General features: G+C 72.5%; 15 protein-coding genes and 1 pseudogene. 11 read left to right on the top strand and 5 right to left on the bottom strand.

Annotated features, from left to right (window positions below; genetic code table 11):
* Window position 1: 1 nt before the first annotated feature.
* The gene (locus tag ACQPWW_RS25460; RefSeq protein WP_433126026.1) at window positions 2-1,816 is read right to left on the bottom strand and encodes an AMP-dependent synthetase/ligase; all 1,815 of its coding nucleotides are present in this window, start codon (window positions 1,814-1,816) and stop codon (window positions 2-4) included.
* Window positions 1,817-2,001: 185 nt separating this feature from the next.
* On the opposite strand from ACQPWW_RS25460, the gene ACQPWW_RS25455 reads away from it, so the two are divergent.
* The 6 genes from ACQPWW_RS25455 to ACQPWW_RS25430 all read left to right on the top strand — a co-directional run bounded on the left by ACQPWW_RS25455 (window position 2,002) and on the right by ACQPWW_RS25430 (window position 7,225).
* The gene (locus ACQPWW_RS25455) at window positions 2,002-2,457 is read left to right on the top strand and encodes an SRPBCC family protein (protein WP_433126024.1); all 456 of its coding nucleotides are present in this window, start codon (window positions 2,002-2,004) and stop codon (window positions 2,455-2,457) included.
* 31 nt (window positions 2,458-2,488) lie between these two features.
* The gene (locus ACQPWW_RS25450) at window positions 2,489-3,193 is read left to right on the top strand and encodes a hypothetical protein (protein ID WP_433126023.1); all 705 of its coding nucleotides are present in this window, start codon (window positions 2,489-2,491) and stop codon (window positions 3,191-3,193) included.
* Between the two features lie 71 nt (window positions 3,194-3,264).
* Window positions 3,265-4,212, top strand: a complete 948-nt coding sequence (locus ACQPWW_RS25445; protein ID WP_433126022.1) for an ROK family glucokinase — start codon at window positions 3,265-3,267, stop codon at window positions 4,210-4,212.
* An 11-nt stretch (window positions 4,213-4,223) separates the two neighbouring features.
* Window positions 4,224-4,916, top strand: a complete 693-nt coding sequence (locus ACQPWW_RS25440; RefSeq protein WP_433126021.1) for an endonuclease/exonuclease/phosphatase family protein — start codon at window positions 4,224-4,226, stop codon at window positions 4,914-4,916.
* A 114-nt stretch (window positions 4,917-5,030) separates the two neighbouring features.
* Window positions 5,031-6,437, top strand: coding sequence for a flavin-containing monooxygenase (locus tag ACQPWW_RS25435; RefSeq protein ID WP_433126020.1), 1,407 nt, complete (start codon window positions 5,031-5,033; stop codon window positions 6,435-6,437).
* A complete protein-coding gene (locus ACQPWW_RS25430) occupies window positions 6,434-7,225 on the top strand; it encodes an alpha/beta hydrolase (RefSeq protein ID WP_433126018.1) in 792 nt (263 codons plus the stop codon). Before ACQPWW_RS25435 ends, ACQPWW_RS25430 begins: the two co-directional genes overlap by 4 nt.
* 46 nt (window positions 7,226-7,271) lie before the next feature.
* Here the strand turns inward: ACQPWW_RS25430 and ACQPWW_RS25425 are convergent, their stop codons facing one another.
* From ACQPWW_RS25425 to ACQPWW_RS25415, 3 genes are all read right to left on the bottom strand, one after another.
* Complete coding sequence (locus ACQPWW_RS25425; protein WP_433134556.1) at window positions 7,272-8,798, bottom strand: alpha,alpha-trehalose-phosphate synthase (UDP-forming); 1,527 nt, start codon at window positions 8,796-8,798, stop codon at window positions 7,272-7,274.
* A gap of 158 nt (window positions 8,799-8,956) precedes the next feature.
* Entirely contained in the window at window positions 8,957-9,808 is an 852-nt protein-coding gene (locus ACQPWW_RS25420) for a DUF308 domain-containing protein (RefSeq protein WP_433126017.1), read from the bottom strand.
* 182 nt (window positions 9,809-9,990) lie between these two features.
* Window positions 9,991-13,503 carry an adenylate/guanylate cyclase domain-containing protein gene (locus ACQPWW_RS25415; RefSeq protein ID WP_433134554.1) on the bottom strand — a complete coding sequence of 1,171 codons (3,513 nt, stop codon included), beginning with the start codon at window positions 13,501-13,503 and terminating at the stop codon, window positions 9,991-9,993.
* A 178-nt stretch (window positions 13,504-13,681) separates the two neighbouring features.
* On the opposite strand from ACQPWW_RS25415, the gene ACQPWW_RS25410 reads away from it, so the two are divergent.
* Window positions 13,682-13,879, top strand: a complete 198-nt coding sequence (locus ACQPWW_RS25410) for a hypothetical protein (RefSeq protein WP_433126015.1) — start codon at window positions 13,682-13,684, stop codon at window positions 13,877-13,879.
* 74 nt (window positions 13,880-13,953) lie between these two features.
* Here ACQPWW_RS25410 and ACQPWW_RS25405 read toward each other — a convergent pair.
* A pseudogene (locus tag ACQPWW_RS25405) lies at window positions 13,954-14,647 on the bottom strand (Crp/Fnr family transcriptional regulator).
* A gap of 268 nt (window positions 14,648-14,915) precedes the next feature.
* On the opposite strand from ACQPWW_RS25405, the gene ACQPWW_RS25400 reads away from it, so the two are divergent.
* The 4 genes from ACQPWW_RS25400 to proC all read left to right on the top strand — a co-directional run bounded on the left by ACQPWW_RS25400 (window position 14,916) and on the right by proC (window position 18,103).
* Entirely contained in the window at window positions 14,916-15,419 is a 504-nt protein-coding gene (locus ACQPWW_RS25400; RefSeq protein WP_433126014.1) for a polyadenylate-specific 3'-exoribonuclease AS, read from the top strand.
* An 89-nt stretch (window positions 15,420-15,508) separates the two neighbouring features.
* A complete protein-coding gene (locus tag ACQPWW_RS25395; protein WP_433126013.1) occupies window positions 15,509-16,012 on the top strand; it encodes a pyridoxamine 5'-phosphate oxidase family protein in 504 nt (167 codons plus the stop codon).
* A gap of 171 nt (window positions 16,013-16,183) precedes the next feature.
* Window positions 16,184-17,212 carry a 6-phosphofructokinase gene (locus ACQPWW_RS25390; protein ID WP_357811949.1) on the top strand — a complete coding sequence of 343 codons (1,029 nt, stop codon included), beginning with the start codon at window positions 16,184-16,186 and terminating at the stop codon, window positions 17,210-17,212.
* 72 nt (window positions 17,213-17,284) lie between these two features.
* Window positions 17,285-18,103: a pyrroline-5-carboxylate reductase gene (proC, locus tag ACQPWW_RS25385; RefSeq protein WP_433126012.1), complete on the top strand. Its 819-nt coding sequence runs from the start codon at window positions 17,285-17,287 to the stop codon at window positions 18,101-18,103.
* Window positions 18,104-18,156 lie beyond the last annotated feature (53 nt).

Raw genomic sequence — 18,156 nt, 5'->3', positions numbered from 1 at the left:
GTCAGCCTCGGTAGATCTCGGCGATGTCCGCCGCGTACGTCTTGTGGACGACCTGGCGCTTGACCTTGAGCGACGGGGTCAGCTCGCCGGTCGCCTCGGTGAAGTCGCGGGGCAGGACCCGGAACGTCTTGATCGCCTCGGCCTTGGAGACGGCCTGGTTCGCGGCGTCGATCGCGCCCTGGATCTCCCTGCGCAGGGCCTCGTGCTCCCGCAGCTGCTCGACCGGGGTGTCGGCGGGCATCCCGGTGCCCTCCAGCCAGGCGGGCAGCGCCTCCTCGTCGACGGTGACCAGCGCCGCGATGAACGGCTTGCGGTCACCGACGACGACACACTGGCTGATCAACGGGTGCGCCCGGACCAGGTCCTCCAGCACCGCCGGGGCGACGTTCTTGCCGCTGGCGGTGACGATCAGCTCCTTCTTGCGCCCGGTGATGCTCAGGTAGCCGTCGGCGTCGAGGTGGCCCAGGTCGCCGGTCCGGAACCACCCGTCGGTGCTGAGCGACTCGGCGGTCGCCGTCTCGTTGCGCCAGTAACCCTGGAAGACCAGCTCACCGGAGATCAGGATCTCGCCGTCGTCCTCGATCCGCACTGTCACGCCGGGCAGGGGGCGGCCGACGGTGCCGATCCGGGTGCCGGTGGGCAGGTTCGCCGCGGCGGCGGGCGAGGTCTCGGTCAGGCCGTAGCCCTCCAGGACCGTCACGCCGATGCCCCGGAAGAAGTGACCGAGCCGGGCGCCGAGCGGCGCGCCGCCGGAGATGGCGTCGCGGCAGCGCCCACCGAGCGCGGCGCGCAGCTTGCCGTAGACCAGCCGGTCGAAGACCACGTGCTGGGCGCGCAACGCCAGACCCGGGCCGCCCGGGGTCTCCAGAGCCTCGCTGTACGCGATGGCGACCTGCTCGGCGCGGGCGAAGACGCCGCCCTTGCCGTCTGCCTCGGCCTTCTGCTTGGCCGCGTTGTAGACCTTCTCGAACACCCGGGGTACGGAGAGCACGAAGGTCGGCCGGAACGCCTGCAACTCGGCGACCAGGTTCTTGGTGTCGGCGCAGTGGGCCATGGTGGCCCGCGCCTGGACGACGCCGATCTGGATCAGCCGGGCGAAGGCGTGTGCCAGCGGGAGGAAGAGCAGGGTGGACGCGCCCGCGTTGAACAGGTTCGGCAGCACCGGTATCGCGTTGGCGATGTCGGCGTACATGTTGCGGTGGGTGAGCACGCAGCCCTTGGGGCGGCCGGTGGTGCCGCTGGTGTAGATGATGGTGGCCAGGTCGTTGGCGCCGACCGCCTTGCGTCGCCGCTCGACCTCGGCCAGCTCGACGGTGGCACCGATTCGGACCAGCTCGTCGACCCCGCCGAGGTCGATCTGCCAGACGTGGTCCAGCTCGGGCAGTCGGGGTCGGACACCGGCGATCAGGGCGGCGTGCGCGTCGGTCTCGACCACGACGGCGACCGCGTTGGAATCCTCGATGATCCATGCGGCCTGTTCGGCGCTGGACGTCTCGTAGATCGGCACGGTGACCGCTCCGACGGTCCAGATGGCGTAGTCCAGCAGCGTCCACTCGTACCGGGTGCGGCTCATCAGCCCGACCCGGACACCGGGCTCGATGCCGGCGGCGATCAGCCCACGGGCCACAGCGACCACCTCGTCGCGGAACTGCCGGCAGGTCACCTCGGACCAGGCGGTGACGGTGCCCTCGGTGCCGGGGGTGGGGCGGGCGAACTGGACGGCGTCGGGCGCGACCTCGGCGTTGTCCCAGACCGGATCGGTGAGGTTGGCCGCGTCGCCAACGGTGATGATCGGCGGGACGGAGAACTCGCGCACCTGCACTCCTTCGTGCTCGCACTGGCCGGGCCGGCCACCGCCGACGGACGGTGGCTGTGTCGAAACCTACCCGGTGAGCACCGGCACACTGCTAACGCCCGGTGCTGTCCCCGCCCCCGCGGACCTCGGCGGCGCGGCGGGGGCGGCGCGGCGTGGAGCCGCGGTCCGCCGGGTAGCCTCCCCCCATGGCGGACTCCTCCACCCAGTCGATCATCATCGGCGCCGCACCGGATCGGGTGACGGCGGTCATCTGCGACTTCGCGGCCTACCCGGAGTGGACCGACGCGGTCCGCCGCGCCGAGGTCGTCGAGGAGTACGAGGACGGCTACGCCAGCCAGGTGCGGTTCACCATCGACGCCGGGGTGATGGCCGACGAGTACGTGCTCGCCTACGAGTACGCCGAGGACCTCTCCCGGATCGAGTGGCACCTTGTCGCTCCGTCGAAGATGCAGAAGTCCCAGCGCGGTGCGTACGACCTGGTGGGTAACCCGGACGGCAGTACGACGGTGACCTACACGCTGGAGGTCGACCTGTCGGTGGGGATGCTCGGGATGTTTCGGCGCAAGGCCGAGAAGATGATCATGGACACCGCGTTGAAGCAGCTCAAGCGCCGGGTAGAAGCAACCGGTGCGGCGCAGTGACGGGTCCGGTGGCACGGTAGAGGAGCCGACGGTGGGCGGAACGGATCCGGGTTCGGCCCGGGAAGAGGCGGAGCGGCTGGTCGCCACCCTGCTGGCGGGGGCGCGACTGGCCTCCGCCGGCTCGGCGGGCGGCGCGTTCGGCTCGCTGGGCGGGGTGCTGGCCGGTGTCCTCGGTCACAGTATCGACTCGGATGGGCGTCCCGGCGTCGGCGGTGCTTTCGCCACCGGATCGGCCGAATGCTGTGTCTGCCCGGTCTGTCGGGGCATCGCCGCGTTACGCGACCCAAGTCCGGAATTCGCCGAACGCCTCGCGACCGGCGCCGGTGATCTCGCGGCGGGCGTCGCCAGCCTGCTCCGCGCGTTCTCCCCGGCGCAGCCGTCCCCGACGAGCCCCTCCGGTCGGACCTCCGAGCCGACCGTCGCGCCACCGTCGGCACCGGCCGCGAGCACCGACGATGTGCTCCCGGAGCCAGTCCGCGGCGACCCGTCCGGCGCGACCGGCGACGAACACGTGTGGCGCGATGCCACCCGCAGCGGGCATGATTCTCAGCCGGCGCCGGAGCGGGATGTCTGGTCGGTCGCCACCCGGACGGCGGACCCACTCGCCCCGGTTGCCGCACCACCCGTCGACGACGCCGGGCCGGCGACCGTACCGGCACCGACCACTCATCCCGCGGTGCCCGCTTCGCGGGCGCCGGACGACACCGGGGCGCAAGCACCGGGCGACGGCGCCTGAGCGCGGGACATCCCGACCCGGACCGGCATGCCGCCGGCACACGGGCCGGACAGTAGAGGGGGGCGGTAGCGGTGACGCTGACCATCGGAGTCGACGTCGGTGGCACGAAGGTGGCTGGCGGTGTCGTGGACGACACCGGCACGGTCCTCGTGCAGACCCGACGGGACACCCCCGCCGATGACGTCGGCAAGACCCGCGACGTCATCATCGAGCTGGTCGGCGAGCTGGCGGCCGGGCGGACGATCGAGGCCGTCGGCATCGGCGCGGCCGGCTGGATCGACGCGAGCCGCTCGACGGTGCTCTTCGCTCCGAACCTGGCCTGGCGGGACGAGCCGCTGCGGGAGTACGTCAGCGAGGCCGTCGGCCTACCCGTGATCGTGGAGAACGACGGAAATGTGGCCGCCTGGGCCGAGTTCCGTTACGGAGCGGCCCGCGCCGCCGACGACTCCATGATCATGTTCACCATCGGCACCGGCGTGGGTGGCGGCATCGTCCTCGGCGGCGACCTGATGCGCGGCGCGCACGGCATCGCCGCGGAACTGGGCCACATGCTGGCCGTGCCGGACGGGCACCAGTGCGGCTGCGGCCGGCTCGGCTGCATCGAGCAGTACGCCAGCGGCAGCGCCCTGGTGCGCTTCGCCCGAGCCGGCGCCCGGCAGGAGCCCAACCGGGCCACCGCGCTGCTCGACCTGGCCGGCGGTGAGGCCGAGGCGATCACCGGCCCGATGGTGACCGCCGCCGCGCAGGGTGGCGACCCCGTCTCCGCCGAGGCGTTCGCGCAGATCGGCAGGTGGCTGGGCACCAGCCTCGCCGACATGGCGCAGATCCTCGACCCGCAGACCCTGGTGGTCGGCGGCGGTGTGATCGACGCCGGTGACCTGCTGCTCGGCCCGACGCGCCGCTCGTACCTCGACGCGCTCGCCCAACGCGGTCGCCTGCCGGTGGCCGAGGTGCTCCCCGCCGAGCTGGGCAACAGCGCCGGGGTGATCGGCGCCGCCGACCTGGCCCGCCGGATCTGAAGCGGTCCGCGATGGGTGTTCCCCTGCGCGTGGTGTCGTACAACGTCCACAGCCAGCGCGACGACACCGCCGCGCTGGCGGCGGTGGTCCGGGCCGCGCGGCCGGACGTGGTGATCGTGCAGGAGGGGCCGCGCCGGTTCCGGTGGCGGCAGAAGTCCTCCACGCTGGCCGAGTCGTTCGGTCTGGTGGTGGCCGCCGGCGGGCTACCCGCGCTGGGCAACCTGCTGCTGACCAGCCTGCGGGTCCAGGTGCGGGGCACCCGCTGCCAACGCTTCCCGCTGACCCCCGGCCGGCACCTGCGCGGCGCCGCGTACGCCGACTGCCGGATCGGCGACGCCCGGTTCACCCTCGCCGGCTCGCACCTGTCCACCGACCCGGCCGAGCGCCCCGGGCAGGCCGCCGAGTTCCGGCGCGGCCTGGACGCGGCGACCAGCCCGGTGGTCGCCGGGGCGGACCTCAACGAGGGCCCGGACGGGCCGGCGTGGGCCACCGTGTCGCGCGGGTTGACCGACACCGCGGTGGCCGCCGACCGGGCCGACCGGCTCACCTACTCCTGCGCCGACCCGCGCCGACGCATCGACGCGCTCTTCGTCGACCCGCGGATCACCGTCGTCGACTACGACGTGGTGGACACCCCGCAGACCCGCCGGGCCAGCGACCACTTCCCGGTCCTTGTCGACCTGCTGCTGCCCACCACCGGCTGACCCCGACCCCGGCTCGACCGTCGACGCGTCCGGCTCAGGACTGGACATCCGGCCCGGTTGTGGAGAGGATTTCGCGGCGACCGGCACGCCTGCCGTACAAAAGGAGATGTCCCGGTGTCCACCTCCACCGACCACGGCCGGCCCGACCCGGAGGCGACCTCGTCCGCGCGCGGCGGCGACGGTCCTCCGGTCTCCGACCGGGGCGACACGGTCTGCGTCATCGGCGCCGGGGCCAGCGGCCTGACGGCCATCAAGAACCTGCGCGAGCACGGCTTCGGCGTGGACTGCTACGAGCGGGAGACGGGCGTCGGCGGCGCCTGGAACTGGCGACACGACCGCAGCCCGGTGTACGCCAGCACCCACCTGATCTCGTCGAAGCCGTTCACCCAGTTCCCGGACTTCCCGATGCCGGACTCCTGGCCGGACTACCCGCACCACAGTCAGCTGCTGTCGTACTTCGAGCGGTACGCCGACCACTTCGACCTGCGCTCGCACATCTGGTTCGGCACCGAGGTGATCCGGGTCGAGCCCGCCGAGGGGGACCGGTGGGACGTGACCACCCGCTCCACCGGCGGCTACGGCCCGGAGCGCACCTCCCGCTACGCCGCCGTCGTGATCGCCAACGGCCACAACTGGTCGCCGAAGCTGCCCCGCTACGAGGGACTGGAACAGTTCCGGGGCGAGATCATGCACGCCTCGTCCTACAAGGACCCGGCGCAGCTGCGCGGTAAGCGGGTGCTGGTGGTCGGCGCCGGCAACACCGGCTGCGACATCGCCGTCGAGGCCGCCCAGCAGGCGTCGCGGTGCTGGCACTCCACCCGGCGCGGCTACTGGTACGCGCCGAAGTACGTGCTCGGCCGCCCCGCCGACCAGGTGAACGACAGCCTGCTGGCGCTGCGCGTGCCACTGCGGGTGCGGCAGTGGCTCTACCACTGGACGCTGCGGCTGACCGTCGGCGACCTGACCCGGTTCGGCCTGCCCAAGCCCGACCACCGGGTGTACGAGACGCACCCGATCGCCAACAGCCAGCTCGTCTACTACGTGGGCCACGGTGGGATCGGCCCGGTGCCGGACCTCGCCCGGTTCCACCCGTACGCGGTGGAGCTGGCCGACGGCCGCGAGATCGACCCCGAGGTGGTCATCTTCGCCACCGGTTACCTGCCGCGCTTCGAGTTCCTCGACGCGTCGGTGTTCGCCGACAGCGCCGGGGCGGGCCGGCCCACGCTGTGGCTCAACGCGTTCACCCCGGGGCACCCGACGCTGGCGGTCGCCGGCCTGGTGCAGCCGGATTCCGGGTTGTTCACCCTGTCGCACTGGCAGACGGTGCTCTTCGCCCGCCTGCTCCAGGCCCGCCGGGACCGACCGGAGCGGGCCACCGCGTTCGCGGCTCGGGTGCGTGAGCGCGCCGGGGAGCGTTACTCCGGGCAGGTCAAGGAGAGCAGCCGGCACTGGTTCGAGGTCGGCCACGCCGACTACCTGCGCGCCATCCAGCGCGCCCTGGTCGAGCTGGAGGGCAAATGAGCACGAGCGAACTGCGGATCATGCGGGGCCGGGAGTGGTCGCGTCCGGTCCGACCGGCCCGGCGGGAGGTGCTCAGCGCCGTTCCCGAGTTGGAGGAGGGGCGACCGCCGCTGCTCTTCGTACCCGGGTTCGGGCACGGCGCGTGGGCGTTCGCCGAGCACTGGTTGGGTCACGCGGCGGGGCGGGGTTTCCCGGCGTACGCGCTGAGCCTGCGCGGGCACGGTGGCAGCGAGCCGGCGCCGGAGGCGACGCTGCGCGCGTACGCGCACGACGTGGTCCAGGTGGCCGCGGGCCTGCCGCGTCAGGCGGTGCTGGTGGGGCACGGCGCCGGGGCTCTGGTGGTGGCACACGCGTTGGCCCGTTATCCGGCCCGGGCCGCGGTGTTGGTGGCGCCGGTCTTCGGCGGTTGGGGAGTGCTGGGCGCGGCGTTGCGCCGCAACCCGGCGGGCACGGTGCCGGCGGTGTTCGGTGGGCCGTTGCGGCTCAACCGTGGGCAGCTGTTCAGCCGTGAGCTGCCCGACGAGGAGGCCCGGCGGTACGTCGGACGACTCGGCCGGGCGGGTCGGCGGGCGCAGTGGGCTCTGCTGGGTGAGCCGGCGGCCGAGCCGGCGGTGGGCGCCCCGCCGGTGCTGGTGCTGGGCAGCCCGGACGACCGGGTGGTGCCGGCGTCGACGTTGACCCGGGTGGCCCGCCGGTACGGTTCGGCCCCGCTGCTCTTCCCCGGGATGGGCCACGACCTGATGCTGGACGCCCGTTGGGCGGAGCCGATCGACGCGATCCTGGACTGACTGGAGAAGGAGCCCACCACGGCGCACTGAGCACCCGGGTGGCCGCTCAGCCGCTGGTCTGGTGGGTGACCGCGCTGGCGGCGGGGGTGGCGGGTCGCGGGACCGGCGCGTCGTCGGCTGCGGTGGCGGCGTCCGGGTTGGCGGTGCCCGGGTTGGCGTCGGTGCTGGTCAGGCGGCTGACCAGGGCGCCGCGCTCGTCCAGTGCGCTCAGGTAGGAGCGGGCCCAGGCCCGGATGTCGTGCTCCTCCAGGTGGGCACGCATGGCCCGCATCCGCTGCGTGGTGTCGGCCGGGCTGGCCCGCAGCGCGGCGCAGAGGCCCTGCTTGAGCCCCTCCAGGTCGTGCGGGTTGACCAGGTACGCCTGGGAGAGCTCGGCGGCGGTGCCGGCGAACTCGCTGAGCAGCAGGGCGCCCGTGTCGTCCACCCGGGCGGCCACGTACTCCTTGGCGACGAGGTTCATCCCGTCGCGCAGCGGGGTCACGGCCATCACGTCGGCGACCCGGTAGAGCGCTGCCAACTCGGCCCGGTCGAAGGGCTGGGTGAGGTAGTGGATCGCCGGCTCGCCGACCCTGCCGAACTCGCCGTTGATCCGGCCCACCTCGCGCTCGATCCGCTCCCGCAGAATCTGGTACTGGCCGACGCGTTCCCGGCTCGGCATCGCGACCTGCACCAACACCGTGTCACGAACCTTGACGTCACCGCTGGCGAGCAACTCGCTGTACGCCTTGAGGCGCTGCTCGATGCCCTTCGTGTAGTCCATCCGGTCCACGCTGAGGATGACCTGCCGGGGGTCGCCGAGGTCTTGGCGTAGTCGGCGGGCCCGGGCGGCCACGTCCGGGCGGGCGGCGAGCGCGCCCATCTCGGCGGTGTCGATGGAGACCGGGAACGCGCCGATGCGCACGACCCGGTCGTCGATGCCGATCCGCCGGTCGGTGGCCGGCAACTCCAGCACCCTCGTCACCAGTTGGGCGAAGTTGTGCGCCGCCTGCACCCGCTGGAAGCCGACCAGGTCGGCGCCGAGCATCCCGCGCAGCAACTCGGCCCGGCGCGGCAACTGCATGAAAAGCTCCGGCGGTGGGAACGGCACGTGCAGGAAGAAGCCGATGCGCAGGTCCGGACGGAGCGCGCGCAGCAGGCCGGGGACCAGTTGCAGGTGGTAGTCCTGCACCCAGACCACCCCGCCCTGCTCGGTAACCTCGGCGGTCGCCTCGGCGAAGCGCTGGTTGACCCGCTGGTACGCCTCCCACCACCGCCGGTGATGCTGCGGCTGCTCGACGGCGTCGTGGTAGAGCGGCCAGAGGGTGGCGTTGGCGAACCCCTCGTAGTGGTCGCGCAGGTCCTCCGGGCTGAGCGCGACGGTGTGCATCCGGACGCCGTCCACGTCGGGTAGTGCGGGGGCCGCCCCGGTGCCGCCGGCCCAACCGACCCAGGTCGCCGGGGTGTGCCGCAGCAGCGGGTGCAGCGCGCTGACCAACCCACCGGGGCTGCGCCGCCACTCGCAGGCCCCGTCGGGAGCCTGGCTGTCGTCGATGGGGAGGCGGTTGGCCACCACCACGAGAGAACTCTGTCGCATCTCGGGCATTCCGATCAGCAGAGGACTGACCGCCACGAGCAAGGGAAAACCGGTCAGTCAGCGGGGGAAGTGACGTACAGCGGTATTCCTACTGACAGTAAGTTACACCACTGTTACGCGCCCGGCGGGTCGGCGCCGTCCCGGGATGCGGGCCGGGATCAGACGACGGCGCCGTTGTCCGGGTCGTCGTCGTCCTCGTCGCCGGGGCGCAGCCGCCAGATCAGCGTGACGAAACCGGCAAGGATGCCGGTGAACCCGAACAGGGTGACCGCCGAGCGGTCGATGGGGAGCAGCGACGGGAAGAGGAAGAGCACGAACCCGACGACCACCCCGAGCACACCGATCACCGCGTACTTGCTGACCCGGGGCAGCGGCGGCGGCGGGGGCGGGTGGTAACCCTCGTCGTCCTCGTCGTCGGGCAGGTCGGCCCCGAAGGTGTCCAACCCGTCCAGCAGCGACGGCTCGTCCGGCCGGGTGCCGCGCCCCACGGAAATCCCGGAGATGTCGGTGGCGGACGGCAGCCGGCGGGTGTCGGTGGCGGTCGGACCCGGCTCGTCGGTCCCCGAGCGGGCCAGCGGGCCGGCTGTCGGCTCGTCCCGGGCGTCCCGTTCGTCCACGTCCTCCGAGGCCGGCCACGGGTGGTCGCCGACGGTGGAGGAGGTGTGGAAGCTGGCCACGATCCGCGCCCACTCGGCGTCGATGTCCGGTTCGTCGCGTGCGGCCGGCTGCTCCGGGGTGGTCTCGTCGGCGAGCTGGGTCAGATAGTCCCGTGCGGTGGTCAGGTGGGAACGGTCGACGTAGAGCCGGTCGACCGGCCGGGCCGGAACGGTGGTGGTGCGGGTGACCGGGTTGAGGTCGGCGGAGGGTTGCAGGTAGGCGGCGATCCCGCCAGCGGCCAGCACGTCGAGCAGGTGCTCGCCGACGCGCGGATCGACGTCGCCGACGACGGCGTACTCGTTCGCGTCGAGCCCGTTGTCCCGCCGTCCCCGGCGGGCACCACCCGCTGACACCCGGACATCCCCCTTAAGCGCCTCGCGGCGCGACCCTCGACGCCCGTCCGCACGCCGTGCTCTGAATCGTGACACGTCAGGGCATGGTTCCGGGAGTGCGTTGTGTCGCGTCTTGCAAAGTCACGGCTGCCCCCGCAGGTCGCGACCGGGGCTCTTTGTCCGTTCTTGCGCGACCAGCGCCATCAGCACGCCACCGCCGGCCCGGTCGGGCTGATCGGCCGGCTGGCCAGGGCGAGCAGGCCGGGGGCGTCGTTGCGCAGCGCGAAGGTGCGTACCTCCGCGCGGGTCGTCCGTGCGGCTGCCGGGTCGCCGGCGCGGGACAGCTCCGCCGCCGCGAGCGCGAGCGCCAACACCCGGTCGCTGACGTCCGGGATCCGCTCGTAGGTCTCGGCGGCGGCCAGGTACAGCTCGGCGGAGCGCCGGTGGTCGCCGTCCGCCGCGGCCAGGGCCGCCGTCACGGTCCGCAACGCCGCCTCCGACCAGGGCGTGCGGTGCCCGACCCGGCCCAGCATCGTGCGGACCCGCACCGCCGCGTCCCGACCGCTCAGGGCGGCGGCGTACGCGGCCGCGGCGATCCACTCGCCGCTGGCCAGGGCCGGCACCGCCGACCAACAGTCATCCAGCTCCTCGATCAGCTCCGCGGCCTCGGTGTCGCGCCCCTGCAACGCCCGACACAACGCGGCCATGCTCAGCATCGTCCAGAGCAGCCGGTGGAACCCGCTGCGCCGCGCGGTGTCCAACGCGTCGGTCAGGTCGTCCGGATCCTCGTCGTCGCGCAGCACCAGCAGACAGCAGCGCAACCCGCGCACCTGCATGTCCCAACTCCCGGTGGGCGTGTCCACGAACGCCTCCGCCGCGGCGAGGAGCCGGCCGAAGTCGCCGTCGAACCAGGCGCGCATCGCCTCCGCCGAGTAACTGGTGGTCAGGGTCTGACCGCTGGCGGTGCGCGCCGGCGCGGCCGAGAGCAGGGCGTTGGACCGCAGCCAGTCACCCTCCTCCCGGATCGCCCAGGCGAGGTTCTGGGTGGCCCGGGGCAGCGCCAGCAGTTGACCGGCCCGGGCGAACTCGACGATCGCGTGCAGCTCGTCCAGGCCGACCCGGTCCCCGGACTGGTAGCGGGCGGTGGCCGCGGTGATCCGCGCGTTGGTGCTGGTCTCGGTCAGGCCCAACTGCTCGGCGATCTCGGCCGCCGTGTCCGCCGCCGCCACGGCCGGGTCCCGCTCGTAGTTGAGCATGTGCAGCCGGCCCATCTCGGCGTACGCGTCCGCCTTCTGCGGGGTGTCCGGCAGTGGCTCGAACAGCTGCACCGCGCGATCCAGGCAGGCCAACGCCTCACCGCGGTCGGCCCGCAGCCAGGCGGCCTGGCCGAGCAGCGTCCACGCCCGGGCGGCGCAGGCGTTGTCACCGTGCGACAGCAGTTGGTCGGCGAGCGTGTGCACCTGCTCCGGCCCGCCGCCGGAGAGGAACGCGTTGCCGTCCCGGTAGAACGAGATCTCCGTGCTCAGCAGCTCCAACTGGAGCCGGCCCACCGGGTCGGTGTCGTCGGCCAGGCCGAGTGCCCGGCCCGCGTGGCTGGCCGCCGCGTCCAACCCGTGCAGGGCGTACGCCCGCCTGGCCGCCCGGTGCAGCGCCTGCCGCGCCGGCCCGGCGTAGCGCCGCACCTGCATGCCCAGCGAGCGGGCGATCTCGTGCGCCGCCCAGCGGTGGTGCGCGAGCACCTCGGCCAGGTCGGTGTCGCGGGAGTGCGACAGCGCGTCGAGCCAGTCGGCGGCCCGTTCGTGCCGGGCCACCCGCTCGGTGCGCGGCAACCGCTGGTAGCAGACGTCGCGGACCAGCACGTGGCGGAACCGGAACTCCGCCTGCCCGGCCATCGTCGACGCGGCCTGCTCGTGCACGAAGTCGCGCTGTTCGAGTCGGCGCAGCGAACGCTCGACCGACTCGACCTGTAGCCCGAGCGCGGTGGCGACCGCGCCGGGCCAGAACTGCACCCCCACCACCGACGCGGCCAGCAGCACCGCGCGGTCCTTGGCGTCCAGCAGGTCCACCCGGTTGGCGATCACCGCGTGCACGCTCTCCGGCATGGTCAGCTCAAGCTGCTTGTCCAGCGACCACCCCCGCCCCGACTGGCGCAGCGCCCCCTGCTCGATCAGCATCCGGACGTACTCGTGCGCGTAGAGCGGGTTGCCGCCGGCCACCTCGATCAACGGGGTCAGCATGTCGGCGGAGAACGCCGCCTGGCCGAACAGGTGCGCGTACAGGGCGGCGATGCCGGTGTCGCGCAGCGGCGGCAGGGTGATCGTCACCGAGCCGGTGATCGTCCCGGCCCAGCTCGGGTCCCGGTCGACCAACTCCGGACGGGCGGTGCAGAGCAGCAGCAGCGGCACGTCGCGGGCCGCCGCCCCGAGCAGCTCCACGAACCGCAGCATCGCGTCGTCGGCCCAGTGCAGGTCCTCGAAGACCAGCACGGTCGGACGCTGGGCGGCCAGCGCCAGCAGGAAGCGACGCCACGCCGACTCCGCCTCCTCGGCCGGCAGCGGCGTGCCGGGCAGCCCGACAAGCGGGCGCAGCGCGTCCACCACCCGGTCCCGTTCGCCCGGGCCGACCAACTCGCCCACGGCGGCGGTCAGCCGCTGCGCGGCGCTTGTCGCCGGGTCGGTGTCGAGGATGCCGGCCTCGGACTTCACGATGTCGGCGAGCGCGGCGAAGGTGACGTTCTCCCCGAACGGCGGGCAGCGCCCGGTACGCCAGGTCAGCGGCTCGTCGACAAGCCGGCCGGTGTGCCGGTAGAGCTCCCGCAGCAGCCGGCTCTTGCCGATGCCGGCCCGGCCGAAGATGGTGACCACCTGCGGTCGCCGGTCGCGCAGCGACCGGTGCAGGGCGTTGACGAGCATCCCCAGCTCGTGTTCCCGGTCGACAAGTGGTGTGGTGTCCGGCTCCCGGTCGGTGGGCTGGCGACGCAGCGGGGACAGGGCGAGCCACACCTCGGTCGGCGACGACCGGCCGCGCAGGGTGACCGGGGGCTGCTCCTCGTAGCGGATCGCGTCCTTGGTGAGCGCGTGGGTGGTGCCGCAGACCAGCACCCCACCGGGTGGCGCGACCGACTGCATCCGGGACGCGGTGTTCACCACGTCACCGGCCACGATGGCCTGTCCGCCGTCGCGCGCGGCGGCCACGTCGACAAGCGCCTCGCCGGTGGCCACCCCCACCCGGAACCGCAACTCGTCGCTGCCGGTCGGCGCGAACCGGGTGAGCACCCGTTGCAGCTCCAGACCGGCCCGTACGCAGCGCAGCGCGTCGGTCTCGGTGGCGATCGGGGCGCCGAAGAGCGCCATCACCGCGTCGCCGATGTACTTCTCCACCACCCCGCCGTACTGACCGACCACGCGACGGGCGGCGGAGAAGAACCCGGTCTGCATGCCACGGACCTGCTCCGGGTCGGTGCGCTCCACGTACGGCGTGAAGTCGATCAGGTCCACGAAGAGCACGCTCACCCGGCGGCGGTCCTCCTGCGGGGTGACCGCGGCCGGTCGGTCCGCGCCCGGTCGGGGCGACCCGCAGGACGTGCAGAACGTGACGTCCGAGGCGAGCGGGCGCAGGCAGTGCGGGCACACGGCGCCCAGCTCGGCGCCGCAGCCGCCGCAGAAGCGGTCCCCGTCGGCGGCCGTGCGTCCACAGCGTCCACACTGCGCGGCGATGACATCTCCCCCCGGGAGGCGAACGGGTCGACGCCGATGGCGTCCCCTGACCAGGATTATCGCCCCCTTCGGCCGCTGTCAGGTACTGGCCTGTTGGCTTGTGGACAGTCACCGAGGGTGCTGACCGACTAGATTCAGGCGGCCAGATATCGATCAGGGACCAGAGGGGGACAGGTCAATGGTGTACGTCAAGCTGGAGAGCGACTGGACCGACGGCAACGGGGTCAGCCACGCCGCGGGCGACTCGGTGGACGTCGACGCCGCCACGCTCGCCACGCTGCAGGCCGAGGGCATCGTCATCGAGCAGACCCACGGCGCGGGTGGTGACGGCAAGGGCCCGGACAAGTGGGCCGGGCCGGGCAGCTCCGGGGCGTGACAGCACGCCGATAACGCCGAAACGGCCGGGTCGCCAGTGGGCGAACCGGCCGTTTCCGTGCTGTTCGTGAGGTGTCAGCGGTCGTTCATGCCGGCGCGGCGGCGTAGCGCCGCGACGTCGGTCACCACGATCCGGCGCCCCTCCGTACGCAGCCAGCCGCGGCTGGCGAACGAACCGATCGCCTGGTTGACGCTCTGCCGGGAGCCACCGGCCATCTCGGCCAGTTGACTCTGGTTGAGCTCGATCGTGATCATCGGGGCCTGGCTCTCGCCGGCCAACCGGACCAGCGTCTTGGCCACCCGACCCGGCAGGTCGAGGAAGACGTGGTCGGCGTTCTGCTCGGTCAGCCGGCGGATCAGCCCACCCAGCGAGCGCATCACCGCGTCCAGGATGCGGGGGGTTGGAGTGCACCAGCTCCATGAACGCGCCCCGGGAGAGCGCGAGCGCCGCGCAGTCCTCGATGGCCTCGGCCGAGGCGGACCGGGTGGACGCGTCGAGCAGGGAGACCTCGCCCAGCACGTCCGGGGGACGGATCACCGACAGCACGGCCCGCTCGCCGGTGGGCGCCGTGCGGAAGACGGCCACCGCGCCGCGGCGCAGCACGATCAGCGACTCACCCGGGTCGTTCTCCACGAAGAGCAACTGGCCCTTGCGATAGGTACGCGGAACGGCGGCGGCGATGACGCGCTGCCGCACCTCGGGTTCCAAACCAGCGAACATCTCAACACCCGTGAGCGCGTCACCCGGCTCCGGCAGGCGCATCTCCACGGCCCAACCCCTCCCCGGTCATGGACCACAAACTCGCTCACCGGGTGAACCTGATGGCCCTGACAAGGTGAACTGACACCGATTCGGCATCCGGTAGCGGTACACATCAGATCATGACGGTCCGGTCGCTTGCTGTACACCCCTCGAAGCACTTCCGTGACCGTCGCGAGCTGCCGCGTACCGTCACTGAGGTGCCGCTCCGGCCCGTCAGCGGGTGCGGTGGCCCCCGCCGGGCGCGGCCGGGCGGCGGTGGGCGAGGATGGCGGGAATGGTCTACCGCTATTTCTACGACTGCGAGTTCATCGAGGACGGCACGACCGTCGACCTCGTCTCGATCGGTGTCGTCGACGAGTACGGCCGCGAGTTCTACGCGGTCTCCACGGAGTTCGACGACTCCCGTGCCGTGCCCTGGGTCCGGCGCAACGTGCTTGACAAACTGCCGTCCCCGGCGGACCGGGCCTGGCGGTCGCGCGAGCGCATCCGCGACGACCTGTACGACTTCCTGGTCGAGCCGATCCGGGACCGGCCGGGGGAGCAGCTGGAGCTGTGGGCCTGGTACGCCGCGTACGACCATGTGGTGCTCGCCCAGCTCTGGGGTGCGATGCCGGCGCTGCCCCGGGAGATTCCCCGCTACACCAAGGAGCTGCGGCAGCTCTGGGACGACAGTGGTCGGCCGCCCCTGCCGGACGCCGACGCGGCCCGGCACGACGCTCTGGTCGATGCTCGGCACAATCTGGCCCGCTGGCGGGCGATGACGGCCGGCGGTCGATGACGATCCGCTGACCCGCGGTCGTACCGTCGGAGGTTTGGCCGGTTCTGTCCCGGGCATCGGTTCGACCAGCCGATCCGAGGGAGAGTGCAATGAGCAACCAGCCGACAAGCGCCGCCGAGGCTCGGACCCGGGTCACCGAGCTGGCCCGGGCCGCCCGGATCTGCATGCTCACCACCACCGCTCTGGACGGGCGGCAGGTGAGCCGGCCGATGGGGCTCCAGGAGGCCGAGTTCGACGGCGAGCTGTGGTTCTTCGCCCACGCCGAATCGGCCAAGATCCGCCAACTCCGGGTCAACCCGGAGGTCAACGTCGCCTTCTCCGACCAGAAGCACAACGCCTGGGTGTCGATCTCCGGCACCGCCACCGAGGGGTTCGACAGGGCGCGGGCCGAGCGGCTGTGGAACCCGCTGCTCAAGGCGTGGTTCCCCGATGGGCTGGACACCCCGGGGCTCACCCTGATCAAGGTGCACGCCAGCTCCGCCGAGTACTGGGACTCGGCCAGCAGCACCGTTGTCAACCTGCTCGGCTACGCGAAGGCCGCCCTCACCGGGCGGCCGCCGGAGGCCGGCGAGAACCACGAGGTGACGTTCTGAGCAGCGAGCGCCAGCCAGCCGCCCCGGGGCGCGCTGTCGTCGCACCGGCGGGCCGACTACAGTTCGCAGTGACGGCCCGCCCCGGGCCGGCAACGGCGCCGATGGTCTGACCTGACACATACCCTGGGGCAATTCGGGCTTTACCTGATGCTCCAGGAGGATGAGCGGATCATGCGTATCGGCGTGCTCACCGGCGGCGGCGACTGCCCAGGTCTCAACGCGGTCATCCGGGCGGTGGTCCGCAAGGGCGTCGCCACCTACGGTCACGAGTTCGTGGGCTTCCGGGACGGTTGGAAGGGCCCGCTGGAGGGTCTGTCCCGGCCCCTCGGCATCGCTGACGTCCGTGGCATCCTGCCCCGCGGCGGCACCATCCTCGGCTCGTCCCGGACCAACCCGTTCAAGATCGAGAACGGCGTCGAGCGGATCAAGGACAACCTCGCCACCCAGGGTGTCGACGCGCTGATCGCGATCGGCGGCGAGGACACCCTCGGCGTGGCCACCAAGCTCTACGAGCTGGGCGTGCACGTGGTCGGCGTGCCGAAGACGATCGACAACGACCTCGGCGCCACCGACTACACCTTCGGCTTCGACACCGCTGTCAACATCGCGATGGAGGCCATCGACCGCCTGCACACCACCGCGGAGAGCCACCACCGCACCCTGGTCGTCGAGGTGATGGGCCGGCACGCCGGCTGGATCGCCCTGCACGCCGGCCTGGCCGGCGGCGCCAACGTGATCCTGCTCCCCGAGCGGCAGTTCGACGTCGACCAGGTGGCCGGCTACGTCGAGAAGCGCTTCCAGCACCAGTACGCCCCGATCGTCGTGGTCGCCGAGGGCGCCCAGCCGCTGGACGGCCAGATGGTCCTCGCCAACCAGGAGCTGGACTCGTTCGGCCACGTCCGCCTCGGCGGCATCGGCCAGTGGCTGGCCGAGCAGCTGGAGGCCAAGACCGGCAAGGAGGCCCGCACCGTGGTGCTGGGCCACATCCAGCGCGGTGGCACCCCGACCGCCTTCGACCGGGTGCTCGCCACCCGCCTGGGTCTGCAGGCCATCGACGCGGTCAACGACGGCGACTGGGGCAAGATGGTCGCGATGCAGAGCACCGACATCGTCCGGGTGCCCCTCGCGGAGGCCACCCGCGAGCTGAAGACCGTGCCGCTGGAGCGGTACGCCGAGGCCGAGGTCTTCTTCGGCAGCTGATCGACGGTTGGCGGCACGGCGGGCCCGCGGGTCCGCCGTGCCACGACCAGACGCGAGGGGGTACGGGCCGACATGTCAGCCGGGGTGCACACGGTCGCGGTCATTGGCGCGGGCAAGATCGGTGAGCTGATGCTCTCCGGGCTGCTCCGCTCGGGATGGCCGGTGGACCGGCTGCTGGCCACCGCCCGCCGGCCGGCCCGCGCCGACGAGCTGACCGCCCGCTACGGCGTACGGGTCGTCGACAACCTGACCGCCGTGGACGAGGCGGCGGTGCTCGCGGTCTCCGTGAAGCCGCAGGACGCCGCCGCGCTGCTCGACGAGATCGGCCCCAAGGTGCCGGCCGACAAGCTCGTCATCTCGCTCTGCGCCGGGCTGCCCACCAGCTTCTTCAACCGCCGGATGCCCGAGGGCACCCCGGTGGTCCGGGTGATGACGAACACCCCGGCGCTTGTCGACGAGGCGATGACGGCGATCTCGGCGGGCGCGTACGCCACCGGGGCGCACCTGGCGTTGGCCGAGGAGATGTTCAAGCCCCTCGGCCAGACGATCCGGGTGCCCGAGTCACAGCAGGACGCGGTCACCGCGCTCTCCGGCTCCGGGCCGGCGTACTTCTACCTGCTGGTCGAGGCCATGATCGACGCGGGAATCCTGCTCGGGCTGCCCCGGCAGGTGGCGCACGAACTCATCGTGCAGACCGCCATCGGGTCCGCGGTGATGCTGCGGGACTCCGGGGAGCACCCGGTCAAGCTGCGCGAGGCGGTCACCTCGCCGGCCGGCACCACCATCTCCGCGATCCGGGAGTTGGAGAAGCACGGCGTACGGGCGGCGCTGCTCGCCGCGCTGGAGGCCGCCCGGGATCGTGCCCGGGAGTTGGCCGCCCAGGCCGACTGACCCGCTGACCGTCGCGGGCGGGATGGCCGCGGTCCGGGTGGGTGACCGTCGGG

Source organism: Micromonospora sp. CA-240977, assembly GCF_050942285.1.
GTDB lineage: Bacteria > Actinomycetota > Actinomycetes > Mycobacteriales > Micromonosporaceae > Micromonospora.
This window is presented reverse-complemented; position numbering and strand designations above follow the sequence as displayed.